This window comes from Brachybacterium sp. JB7 (assembly GCF_003335205.1).
GTDB lineage: Bacteria > Actinomycetota > Actinomycetes > Actinomycetales > Dermabacteraceae > Brachybacterium > Brachybacterium alimentarium.
This window is the reverse complement of the sequence record NZ_QPGN01000003.1, coordinates 53,810-65,951: the sequence shown is the minus strand read 5'-3', so window position 1 is coordinate 65,951 and position 12,142 is coordinate 53,810. Positions and strand designations below refer to the sequence as shown.

At 69.8% G+C, this 12,142-nt stretch carries 9 protein-coding genes; 5 read left to right on the top strand and 4 right to left on the bottom strand.

Translation table 11 applies throughout. The features are described 5' to 3' along the window. Positions 1-30: 30 nt before the first annotated feature. From CIK81_RS04835 to CIK81_RS04820, 4 genes are all read right to left on the bottom strand, one after another. The gene (locus tag CIK81_RS04835; protein ID WP_241963968.1) at positions 31-909 is read right to left on the bottom strand and encodes a carbohydrate ABC transporter permease; all 879 of its coding nucleotides are present in this window, start codon (positions 907-909) and stop codon (positions 31-33) included. 1 nt (position 910) lies between these two features. Further along, positions 911-1,864 (bottom strand): carbohydrate ABC transporter permease, encoded by a 954-nt coding sequence (locus CIK81_RS04830; protein ID WP_114307700.1) that lies wholly within the window; start codon positions 1,862-1,864, stop codon positions 911-913. After that, on the bottom strand, positions 1,861-3,153 hold the full coding sequence (locus CIK81_RS04825) for a sugar ABC transporter substrate-binding protein (protein WP_114328944.1): 1,293 nt from the start codon (positions 3,151-3,153) through the stop codon (positions 1,861-1,863). The genes CIK81_RS04830 and CIK81_RS04825 overlap by 4 nt, the downstream gene beginning before the upstream one ends. A 116-nt stretch (positions 3,154-3,269) precedes the next feature. After that, positions 3,270-3,980, bottom strand: a complete 711-nt coding sequence (locus CIK81_RS04820; protein ID WP_158541922.1) for a GntR family transcriptional regulator — start codon at positions 3,978-3,980, stop codon at positions 3,270-3,272. A 207-nt stretch (positions 3,981-4,187) separates the two neighbouring features. Here CIK81_RS04820 and CIK81_RS04815 point away from each other — a divergent pair, with 207 nt between their 5' ends. The 5 genes from CIK81_RS04815 to CIK81_RS04795 all read left to right on the top strand — a co-directional run bounded on the left by CIK81_RS04815 (position 4,188) and on the right by CIK81_RS04795 (position 12,023). Beyond that, complete coding sequence (locus CIK81_RS04815) at positions 4,188-5,162, top strand: N-acetylglucosamine kinase (protein ID WP_158541921.1); 975 nt, start codon at positions 4,188-4,190, stop codon at positions 5,160-5,162. Then, positions 5,159-5,890, top strand: coding sequence for a sugar isomerase domain-containing protein (locus tag CIK81_RS04810; RefSeq protein ID WP_114307697.1), 732 nt, complete (start codon positions 5,159-5,161; stop codon positions 5,888-5,890). The genes CIK81_RS04815 and CIK81_RS04810 overlap by 4 nt, the downstream gene beginning before the upstream one ends. Beyond that, positions 5,880-8,180: an alpha-N-acetylglucosaminidase gene (locus CIK81_RS04805; protein ID WP_114307696.1), complete on the top strand. Its 2,301-nt coding sequence runs from the start codon at positions 5,880-5,882 to the stop codon at positions 8,178-8,180. The genes CIK81_RS04810 and CIK81_RS04805 overlap by 11 nt, the downstream gene beginning before the upstream one ends. A gap of 122 nt (positions 8,181-8,302) precedes the next feature. Continuing rightward, positions 8,303-9,715 (top strand): sulfatase, encoded by a 1,413-nt coding sequence (locus CIK81_RS04800; protein ID WP_114307695.1) that lies wholly within the window; start codon positions 8,303-8,305, stop codon positions 9,713-9,715. A 106-nt stretch (positions 9,716-9,821) separates the two neighbouring features. Next, complete coding sequence (locus CIK81_RS04795) at positions 9,822-12,023, top strand: PQQ-binding-like beta-propeller repeat protein (RefSeq protein ID WP_114328946.1); 2,202 nt, start codon at positions 9,822-9,824, stop codon at positions 12,021-12,023. Positions 12,024-12,142: the final 119 nt, after the last annotated feature.

Sequence of the window (12,142 nt, the reverse complement as noted above, 5' to 3'; positions counted from 1 at the left end):
GCTCGCCGCCTGGGCTGGAGTCGGATCCGCTCAGCCCTTGAGCCCCGAATGCGCCAGCCCCTCGATCACCCGGCGCTGCATCACGATGAACAGGATGAGGATGGGGGCCATGGCCATGAGCGAGGCGGCCATCATCACGGGATAGTCGATCACGTACTGCCCGTTCAGCGACGCGATCCCGACGGACAACGGCCGGTTCTCCGCACGGCTGGTGACCACCAGCGGCCACAGGAGGTTGTTCCAGGCCGCGAGGATCGTGACGATCGCCAGCGCGCCGATGGACGGCCGGGCCAGCGGCAGCATCACCTTCCAGAAGATCTGGAAGGAGTTGGCACCATCGAGCCGCGCCGCCTCCTCCAGCTCCTTGGGCAGGTTCACGAAGAACTGCCGCATGAGGAAGGTCCCGAAGGCGCTGAAGACGGTCGGGATGACGATGCCCTGCACGGTGTCGAGCCATCCCAGGCTCTGCACGATCTGGTACTGCGGAATGATGTACGCCTGATTGGGGATCATCAGGATCGAGAGCATCACGGCGAAGATGATCGCGCTGGCGGCGAAGCGCATCCGCGCGAACGCGTAGCCGGCCATGCTGCACAGCACGATCTGTCCGATCACGGTCGCCACGGCGACCTGCACCGATACCCAGAACTGGTCGAGGAACGGGACCTGCCGGAAGACCTCCAGATAGTTGTCGAAGCGGAGCTCGCTCGGCCACAGCGTGGGCGGGACCGAGGTGACCTCCGCGGTGCTCGACAGGGACATGAGGATCTGCCAGAGGAACGGGAACACCATGATGAACCCGCCGATGGACAGGATGATGTGGGCACCGATGTTGTTGCCCCCGCGGCCGCCCCGCGGAGCTCGCCCGCGCGTGCTCGGGGCGTTCTCCACGCCCGTCGGAGTCGTCACGTCAGTCAAAGTTGATCCACCGCCTCTGCACCCAGAACTGGATCGCCGTCAGCACCGCGATGATCAGCATCAGCAGGATCGCGATCGCCGCTCCGGTGCCCTTGTCGTTGCTGATGAACGCCTCGCGATAGAACAGCGAGACCATCGACTGCGTATCCCCCTTGATCGGGTTCGACTCGCCGATCATGATGAAGATCAGGTCGAACAGCTCCATGCCGTGGATGACGCTCAGCACGAACAGGAAGAAGATGCTCGGGCTCAGCAAGGGCACGGTGATCGAGATGAGCTGTCGCCAGTTCGTCGCCCCGTCGATCCGCGCGGCCTCGTACAGGTCCGTGGGAATGCTGCGCAGACCGGCGCCGAGGATGATGATGTTGAATCCCAGTGCGGACCAGATCCCCACGATGCCGATCGCGATGAGCGCGACCCATTCGGTCGAGGTCCAGTGCACGGCCGGCACCCCGAAGAGGCCGAGGAACTGGTTGAGGATGCCGTACTGGCTGTTGAAAATCATCCCCCACACCAGTGCGATCGCGGCCGGCATCGAGACGAAGGGCGCGAAGTAGAGCACCCGGTAGAACGCCGCGAACCGCAGCCCCGGCCGGTTCAGCAGGCTGGCGATGTAGATGGCGATCGGGATCCCGAGCAGCAGCATCGCGGTGTAGAGGAGGGTGTTCACCAGCGCCCGCGGGACCTCGCCGGATTCGAGCAGTCTCACCCAGTTCTTGAGGCCCACGAACTCGGCACCGCCGAAGACGCCCCAGCTCGTGAACGAGTAGTACGCCGTCTGGATCACGGGCCAGAAGTAGAAGATCGCGAGCCCGATGAGGGTCGGCAGCACGAACAGCCACGGCCACATCCCGTCGGGGTTGGAGACCCCGCGCTTGGCGCCTCGTCGCCCCCGAGCCGTCGGCTCCGCCGGGGGCGAGGAGTGCGACGCCGTCAGCTGGCTCACTGCTCGGCCTCCTCCGCGAGGTGCGCGTCGATCTTCTCGTCGAGCTGCTCGGTGCCCTCGTCCACGCCGAGGTCACCGGCGAGGATCTTGGGAACCATGTCGCTCTCGATCTCGAGCCAGGCCTGGGTGTTCGCGGAGACGGGATAGGGGAAGCCGTACTCCTCCGCGGATTCCGGGAAGATGCTCAGGTCGTACTCCGGATGGGCGGCGATGTACTCCTGCTCCGTGCCCTGGTAGGCAGGGATCGATGCCCCCGACTCACCGATGATCTGCTGGCCCTCCTGGGTGCCGGTGTACACCGCGAAGGCCGCGGCGGCGTCGCGGTTCTCGCCGTCGGCATGCGCCACGACCGCTCCGCCGTGGAGCACCACCCCGCGCTGCTCCCCCTCGGGCAGGCGGACCACCTGGATGACGTCGGCGACCGCCGAGTCGGCGTATCCGGCCACGCGGAAGCTGCCGCCGTAGACCATCGCGGCCTTGCCGCTCTTGAACAGCTCGTCCGGCGAGGTGTCGGCGGTCGTCTGGATCGTCGGGGAGGATCCGTCCTCCACCATGTCGCGGAGGAACTGGAGCGCCGACCGGCTCTCGGGGCTCGAGTACCCGGCCTCCGTCGCCTCCTCGTTGAGCACCTCTCCGCCGGCCTGGAAGATCAGGTTGTAGAAGAGCTCCTGGTTGTAGGCACCACCGGCGAAGCCGTAGACGCCCTCGCCCTCCAGCTGCTCGCTGATCTCCTTGGCCGCCGCATGCAGGTCGTCCCAGGTCCACTCGTCGGTCGGCAGGTCGACACCGGCCTTCTCGAACAGCTCCTGGTTGAACCACAGGCCGATGGAGTCGTACGACGTCGGAATGCCGTAGGGGACGTCCTCGTAGGTGTACAGCTCCTCCATGGCCTCGGGATAGTTCGAGAAGTCGAGCTCGCCGTCGTCGACGGCGGACTCGAAGGACACGAGCTTCTCGTGGCTGGCATACAGCTGGAAGTTGGGACCGTTCATCATGAAGGCGTCCGGCAGGTTGTCCCCCGACGCCTGGGTCTGCAACCTGGTGAAGAAGTCCTTGAAGGGGCTCTTGGTCATCTGCACGGTGATGTTCGGATACTTCTCGTTGAACCCGTCGATCACGGAGGCCCAGTCGAAGTCGGACTCCCAGACCGCGAACTCGATCGTGGCCGTCATCTCGGTGTCGGAGATGTCGACATCGCCGCCGGCGCCACCGCCTCCGCCACCGTTGCTGCATCCTGCGGCGGTGAGTCCCGCGAGGGCCATCCCGGCCAGAACAGTACGTCGTTTCATGACATTCCCCTTTGTTCACATGGAAGGTGTGGTCTCAGCTGCGGTGTCGCCCGCGAGAGGTCGTGCCGCTGCGGTGGTGCGTCCCGACGGAGAGGTCGGCCGGTCCGGCTCTCCCCTCACCCGCTCCTCGCCGATGGGGGCGAGCGCCGGGCGGCGAAGGTGACCGTGGTGAAGTCGAACCGGTCGCCGCGATAGACGGAGCGACCGAGCTCGAGACGTCGGCCGTGCCGGTCGTAGCCGATCTGGGTGGCGAACAGCGCCGCGCTGCCCAGCGGGATCTCCAGCAGGTCGGCATGCAGGGCATCGACGGAGACGGCGGATATCCGCCGGTCATGTCGATAGACGACCGTTCCGTACCGCTGGTCGAAGAGGTCGTAGAGGGAGCCCGTCAGGTCGTGGGAGAGCAGGTCCGGGAAGATCTCCTGGGGCAGCCAGACCTCCTCGAGGGCCATCGGACTGCGATCGGCGAGCCGCAGCCGGCGGACCCGATGGACCGCGCTGCCCGGCGCGATCCCCAGGTCCCGGGCGATCGACACATCAGCCTCCTCGTCGACGGCTTCGAGGAGCCGGCTGGAGGGATGCCAGCCCCGCGCCAGCGCATCCTGGGTGAAGGAGGTCAGCTGCGGAGCCTTGGTCAGGCGGGGGTCGACGACCACCGGCGGAGCGCCGGGCCCCGACCGGATCTGCTGCTGCTCGCGCAGCATCGCGAGCGCCGCGCGGATGGTCGCCCGGGCCACGCCGAACTCAGCCGCCAGTCGTCGCTCGGACGGGAGGACGGAGGAGGGCTCGCTGCCGGCGATGTACCGCGCCTCGATGGCGTCACGCACCTCGTGAGCAATCCGTGCCGGCCGCATAGGGCACCTCCTCGTTCCCTCCGGTGCCCAAGATCCTGGACCACCGGTCTACCCACCGCAAGAGAATCCGTCGTCGTGGTCCACCTATGAACCCGCCGACCTGCGTAGCGACCCCTGCCCGATGGTCCATTGGTCTGGTTACTCTGGCCGTCGTGGAGCACACCACATAGCATCCGCCGCATGATCGGACCCTCTTCGCCCCACGACGGCGACGCCCGACGGATCGTGGTGATCGACGCCGGGAAGTCCACGGTGCGCGCTGCCGTCTTCGTCGGTGAACGGGTGCTCGCCCGGCACCGGGACGACGAGGGATTCCCGCACCCCGGAGCGCCCGGCGCGCGCGAACTCGGGCTCGAGCTCGTCGGCCGGGCGCTGCACTCCCTCGGGGGCGCGCCCTACGACCTGGTCGTGCTCGCCGCGACCGGCATCCGCACCATCGGAGCGGCCGAGCGCAGTCTCCGGACGTCTCTCACCGAGCACCTGGGGTGCGAGGTCATCGTGGCCAACGATGTGGTCGCCGCCTATCTGGGGGCGTTCGGTCCGTCGTCGGGCGTTCTCGTCCAGGCCGGGACCGGCTCGCTGGTCCTCGGGGTCGCCGACGGAAGACCACCGGTGCACCTCGATGGCTGGGGGCATCTCGCCGGAGATCGTGGGAGCGGCTTCGCCCTGGGCCGAGCAGGGCTGCGCGCAGCCTGCTCCGCGCTCGACGGCACCGGAGCGGACACAGAGCTCGCCCGGCATCTCACCGGGCCGGACCCCGAGCAGGTCATCCGTGATCTCTACTCCTCCGTATCCCCGGTGAAGGACGTCGCCGCGCTGGCCCCGACGGTGCTGCGCACCGCCGCTGCCGGCGACCGGGCGGCCCTCGACGTGGTCACCACGATCGCGCAGGAGCTGGCCGCCATGATCCGTACCGCCGCACGGCGGCTGGGCGACCCGCACCTCGAGGTGCTTCCCGTAGCCGGCGTCGGCGGGCTCTTCGCCGACCGTCTCTTCGCCGACACGGTGACCGCGCAGCTGCGCGAGCACTGCCCGGGCGCCGAGGTGCGGGAGAGCGCCGGTGATGCGCTCGAGGGCGGTCGGCTGCTCGCCACCGCCCGGGAGCATCCGATCACCCGATTGCTGACCACTGCCTGCCGAAATGAGGACGCATGAAATCCGTGGAGATGTACCGCCGCTCCGTGCTGGAGCTCGTCGCACGAGGAGCGGAGGAGACCGAGGATCTCGAGCGGGCCTCCCGGGCGCTCGCCCGATCCCTGGAGGGCGACGGCGTGCTCCATGTCTTCGGCTCGGGCCACTCGATGCTCCCGGCGATCGACGCCACCTTCCGGGCAGGGGGCCTCGCCCCGGTGAACCTTCTGCACGATCCGGCGCTGGCGCCCTGGGAGCCCACGCGCGTCTCCCGGATCGAACGCCTTCCCGGGTACGGCACGGCGATCGCCGAGCTGCACGATCTCCGCCGGGGAGAGGTCCTCGTGATCGTGTCCCACTCCGGGATCAACCCCGTCCCCGTCCAGCTCGCCGAGGAAGCCCGAGGACTCGGCCTGTTCGTCGTCGCGATCACCAGCCGTGAGCACTCCCAGGCGAGCCGGTCCCGTCACCCGGACGGGCTGCGACTCCTCGACGTCGCCGACGTGGTGCTCGACACCCACGCCCCGGAGGGCGATGTGACCATCGCCCTGGAGGACGGCACGGAGACCGGCCCGACCTCGACGATGCTGGCTGCCCTGCTGCTGCACTCGCTCGTGATCGCCACGATGGAGCAGCTCGCGGCCACCGGGGCACGGCTGCCCGTCCTGCGCAGCATGAACCGCGCCGACGGGGACGAGTCCAACGAGACGGTGCTCGCTCCGTTCCGGGAGAGGTTGAGCCGTGAACCCTGAGGCCACCGACACCCATTCCGCCGACCCCTTCGACGGCGTCCGGGATCTGGTGCGCCGACGCGCACCGGGTCTCGTCGGCCGCCTTCACCTGCGCGCCGTCCCCGCCGCGGCCTCCGGAGCCTCCGGCGGAGCAGCCTCCGGCGGAGCAGCCTCCGGTGCCGCCGCCCCTGGCGTCGAGCACGTCACCGTCAGCACCTCCGACGACGAGCTGATCCTCGAGGCCGGCTCGGCGTCGGCCGCCTCCGTCGGCCTCGCCCGCGCCCTCGAGACCTTCTTCGACGCCGATCTCTCCTGGGACGGCCCGCCGGTCATCGAGGCCGTCGCTCCCCTGCCCGAGACGGACCCGCAGCGGTTCGAGACCTCCCTGCGCACCCGGTATCACCTCAACCCGGTGACCTTCGGCTACAGCATGGCCTTCTGGGGCTGGGAGCAGTGGGAGCGCCACATCGACTGGATGGCCCTGCACGGGGTGACCACCCCGCTGAACCTCGTCGGGCACGACGCCGTGCTGGTCCGCATGCTCGGCGACCTCGGCATGGAGCACGACGACGCGAGGCGCTTCGTGGGCGGGAACGCCTTCCTGCCCTGGACCACGATGGGGATCACCCACGACCTCGGCGCGGCGCTGACGGACGACGCCCTCGCCTCGCGCGCTCGCCTCGGGCAGCGCATCGCGCAGAGGGAGCGTGAGCTCGGGATGACGGTGGTCCTGCCCGGTTTCGGAGGGCAGCTGCCCGAGGCCCTCATCGGGTCGGACCGCACCATCGAGTGGCAGGGATGGCAGAACTCCCTGGCGGACCCGGGCGATCCGCTGTTCGCCGAGGCCGCCGCCTCGCTCCACCGCCATCAGCGGGAGCTGCTGGGCACCGACCACCACTACGCGGTCGATCCCTATATCGAGTCGCTGCCCCCGACCACGTCCCCGGACGATCTCGCCGCCCACGCCGGGGCGATCTACGACGCGATGCACGCCGCCGACCCGGAGGCGGTCTGGATCCTGCAGGGATGGCCGTTCCACTATCGCGCCGGCTACTGGACCGAGGAGCGGGTCCGCAGTCTGCTCTCCCGCGTCCCCGAGGACCGACTGGTGCTCCTGGACCTCTGGGGCGAGTACGCCCCGATGTGGCACAGCACCGGAGAGATGTACGGCCGCCGCTGGCTGTGGTGCCTCGCGCACAATTTCGGCGGACGTTTCGGCGTCTTCGGGGACCTGGCCTCGCTCGGCACCGATCTCGCCGAGCTCCGCCATGCCGCCGCGGACTCCACCCGGGGTCGGCTCGAAGGATTCGGCATCACGTCCGAGGCGCTCGAGAACAATGCGGTGGTCTACGAGCTCGCCACCCGAGCCCTGTGGTCGCCCATGCCGTCGGTGGATCGGTGGCGCGAGAGCTTCGTGGCACGCCGCTACGGCACCCGATCCGCGGTCGCCCTCGAGGTCTGGGACCTCCTCTCCCGAACGCTCTACGGCCCCGGTCGGACCCGAGCCACCCCGTCCCCGCTGATCGCCCGGCCCTGGACCCGGGCGCTGCCCTTCGCCACGCAGCGGCTCGCGGGCGAGGCCCTCCCCGACGCCGACGGGCCTCCCTCGGCGAACGTCGACGCCGAGAACGACCAGGACATGCTCCGGGCCCTGCCCGCGCTGGCCCGGGCCGCCCGTGACCTGACGTCCCTCCTGCGTCATCCCGAGCACACCGAGGCGCTGGAGCACGACGCGGTCCAGATCGCGCTCCACGTCGCCGCGCAGTCCGCGCGTGCTCCCCTGCGGGCGATGGTCGCCGCGGCCGAGGCCGGAGACGGCGCCGGGCTCCGCCGCGAGGCTCGCCGCCTCGAGGCTCTGATCCTCGGCGCAGATCGCGTCGCCGCCACCCGGCCCGAGCACCTCGTCGGCCGATGGATCGCCGATGCCCGCCGCGGAGCCGGATCCGATCCTGATCTCGCCGACGCGCTCGAGCGCGACGCACGGTCGCTGATCAGCGTCTGGGGCGAGCAGGACAGCGGATTGCACGACTACTCCGCGCGGCACTGGTCCGGGTCCCTGACCGATCTGCACCTGGCCAGGTGGCGCGCGTGGGCGGACTGGCTCGCTGTCGGCGCGGAGGACCCCACGGCGGCACCCGACCCCGAGACGCTCCATCACGAGATCCGACGTCTCGAAGAGGACTGGAGAGGGTCGACAGCCCCCTATCCGGTCTCCCCCAACGGGGACCCCGCCGAGCAGATCCAACAGCTGCTGGACCTCGCCGAGCACGAGCTCGCCCGGCTCGTCCCCGACGAGCCATCCCGGGAGTGACCCCGGCTGCCGACCTCGGCCCCTCTCCCCTGCGCCCGCCCCCACCCGCGCCCAGGCCCACGTCAGCATCCGCATCCGCATCCGCATCCGCATCCGCATCCGCATCCGCATCCGAGGAGACCATGACGACCCGCAGACCGAACATCCTGCTCATCCTCTCGGACGACCATGCCAGCCATGCGATCAGCGCCTACGGATCCGTCGTCACCAGCACCCCGCACCTGGACGCGATCGCCGACCGCGGGCGACGCGTGGACGCCTGCTTCTGCACCAACTCGGTCTGCACCCCGAGCCGTGCCTCGATCCTCACCGGCCAGCACAGCCACCGCAACGAGGTCACCACGCTCCACTCCTCGTTCGACGCCTCCCTGCCCACCTTCGCGACCCAGCTGCAGCAGGCCGGCTATCGCACCGGGATCGTCGGCAAGTGGCATCTCGGCGAGGGCGAGGGGCACGATCCTCAGGGCTTCGACCACTGGGAGGTGCTGCGCGGCCAGGGCGAGTACGTCGACCCGCAGCTGCTCTCCCCCGACGGGGTGGAGGTCGCAGAGGGCTACGTTACCGACGTGCTCACGGAACGGGGGATGGCCTGGGTGGATTCCCTCGAGGGCGAGGAGCCGTGGTGCCTGCTGATCTACCACAAGGCGCCCCACCGCAACTGGCAACCGGACGCCGCGCACGCGGGTCTGCACCGCGATCCGATCCCGCTGCCCCGGACGTTCGGCGACGACTATTCGACCCGTTCCTCCGCGGCCCACCTGGCCGCCATGCGCGTCGCCGATCATCTGACCACGCACGACATGAAGATCGACCCGCCGGCCGATCTCTCCGCGGAGGACCTGGGGCGCTGGAAGTACCAGAGGTTCATGGAGGACTACCTGGACTGCGTGGCGGCGATCGACGACAGCGTCGGCCGGGTGGCCCAGTGGCTGCACGATCGCGGCGATCTCGACGACACGATGATGATGTACAGCTCCGACCAGGGCTTCTTCCTCGGAGACCATGGCTGGTTCGACAAGCGCTTCATCTACGAGGAATCGATGAGGATGCCTCTGCTGGTCAGCTACCCGCGGCGCATCGAGCCCGGCCCGCCCGTGGAGCAGCTGGTCACGAACGTCGACTTCGCCCGCACGATCCTCGAGGCCGCCGGCGCCGAGCCCCACGACGACATGCAGGGCGTGAGCTTCTTCCCCCAGCTCTGCGGATCGACCGCCGCCACGCAGGACGCGGTCTACTACCGCTACTACGAGAACGACGATCGCGAATCGCACGTGCTCGCGCATTACGGGATACGCACGGACCGCTACAAGCTCATCTACTTCTACAACGACGGGCTCGGGCATCCCGGATCCTCGAGCCGTCGCTTCATCCCGGAGTGGGAGCTGTACGACCTGCGAGCCGATCCGAGCGAGGTCCTCAACGTCGCGCACGACCCGGCCTATGCCGAGATCCGCCGGCAGCTCACCCGACGTCTCCGGGAGCTCCAGGCCGAGCTGGGCGACGAGCCGCATCCCGATCAGCCTCCCCCGCAGTAAACCGCTCCCGGCCCCGCCCCTCCCGCCAGCACAGCCAGCACTCGAGAACCGCTCACCTCAGGACCGCCGCCACGACGACCCTCCCTCCGATGACGAAGGACAGCTCATGACCACTCGCCTCTCCCGCCGTGCCGCTCTCGCCTCCCTGCCCCTCGCCGGGGCGACGACCGCTGCGACCGCCCACGCCGCACCGACCGCCTCCGCCGCCGCATCGGCCGAGGGCGCCGCGCACCCGGCCGGCCCCTCCGGCGCGGAGGCGCTGCGTCTCGCGTTCGTCGCCGACACCCACGTGGACCCCGAGAACGACGAGACGATGCCCCGGCTGCACGCCGTCTTCGACGCGATCGATCAGTTCGATCCCACCCTCGTCATCCACGGCGGCGACGTCACCGAGCACGGCACGGAGGTCGAGTACGAGGCGTTCGACGAGCTGGTCCCCGATCGCCTGCGGGACCGGATGGTCGCCGTGCCGGGGAACCACGAGACCCGGTGGGACTCGACCGCCGGCGAGAGACGACACCGATGGATCGGGGACGACGTCCGGGTGCGGGACGTCAGCGGGGTGCGCGTGATCCTGGCGGACACCACCGCCCACCAGCAGGAGGTGGCGTGGTGGTCGGAGCAGGCCCTCGCAGACCTCGACGACGCGATGACGGCCGCCAGGAACCTGCCCCGCATCCTCGTGACCCATTTCCCGATGGGCGAGGGCTACTACTACGTCGCCAACCAGCAGCAGTTCGAGGACGTCCTCGCCGAGCATCCGATCTCCCTGCATCTAACGGGGCACACCCACCGGGAGGTGCTGGCCCGCGTGAACCGTCGCGACCAGCTGGAAGCCGCGGCGGCGAAGATCGACGCCGCCTACTACGAGCTCACCGGAACCGTCGACAGCCTCGACGTCACCCGGGTCGAGATCCCCGACGTCTCCGCGCCCACGGACGTGGTGCGCACTCCGGTCACCACCTACGACCTGCGGCCCGGACGCGGCACGGACACCGCGATGCCCCGTGGGGTGGAGCCCGTCGACGACGGGGACGCGGTCACGGTCGACGTGCGGCTGCCCCGACCCTTCGAGGGCGCCATCGACGCCGCCCTCTACGACACGTCGGTCTATGCCGGCCGCAATGACGAGCTCTCCTGGACCGCGCTCGAGGAGCGGCACGGCCGGTTCTCCGGGGCTCTGGACGCCTCGGAGGTCGCCCCCGGGGACAACCGCCTGCATCTGCGGATGCGTCCGGAGGACCGGTCCGGGAACCGTCTGCTCACGGTCCCGTATGTCCGCGGCAGCTCAGGGGTCGCCTGGACGAACGCTCTGGGCGGCATGGTCCAGTCCGGGCCGGTGCTGGCCCGACGAGACGGCGAGGACCTCCTCGTGGTCGGCAGCAGCTCCGGCCTGGTCGCCGGGATCGATCATGTCGGCGACACGCTCTGGACCGAGCAGGTGCCCGGGGAGATCCGCCACGACCTCCTCGCCCTGGACGACGGGAAGTCGGTCGTGGTCCCCGATTCCAGCGGCATCCTCCACCGTCTCGACGCGGACGGCTCGACGCAGTGGCGGTACGACACCGGAACGCCGACTGCGGCGGACCCCGGGGCGGGCCTCCTGGCGGGAACCGACGCGCTCCTGATCTGCTCCGGCTCGACGCTGCACGCCATCGAGGCCTCCTCCGGGGCGGCTCTCTGGACGGCCGAGCTGCCGGCGTCGGCGATGGGCGCTCCGGCCGCCGACGGGGACCGCGTCTACATCGGTGTCGGCGACGGATGCGCGCACGCCCTGGACGCCCGGGACGGCACGTCCCTGTGGACGACGTCCCTGACGGACAAGTCCGGGAGCTATCAGCGCTTCATCTACGGGCCCTGGAACGATGCGATCAGCGTGCTGCCCGACGGCGGCGTCATCGCCTCGGGCATCGCCGACACCTGGTGCCTCGACCCGGCCGACGGCAGCTCCCGCTGGCGGCTCGAGGGGTCCTTCCAGTACGCCCGCGAAGCCGTCACCGGCGATGGCGACCTCGTCCTGGCCAACGAGGCCGGCGAGATCGTGCGGGTCGACCCGGCCACCGGGGAGGAGCTCGACCGCCATGCGACCGCCGAGCGCGTCCTCGACGAGGGATTCGTGCTCGTCGACGACGTCGTCTACGCGGCGAGCCACTCCGGGTTGATCACGGCGGTGCATCTGGAGACCGGGGACATCGAACAGCTCACCCGGCTCGGGATCGCTCCCGTGCTCGCTCCCGGCACGGCCTTCGGCGACCACATCGTGTTCGGTGATCTGGCGGGCACGGTGCATGCCGTGGAGCGGGTCTGAGAACCGGCGGGGGCGGCGCATGCCGTGGAGCGTGGGATTGAGAACCGGGCCCGCTCGGTCCCAGCAACGGCGCTCCGCAGAGACCGTCATGTCCTGAGGGCCCTCGGATGTCGGGGGCG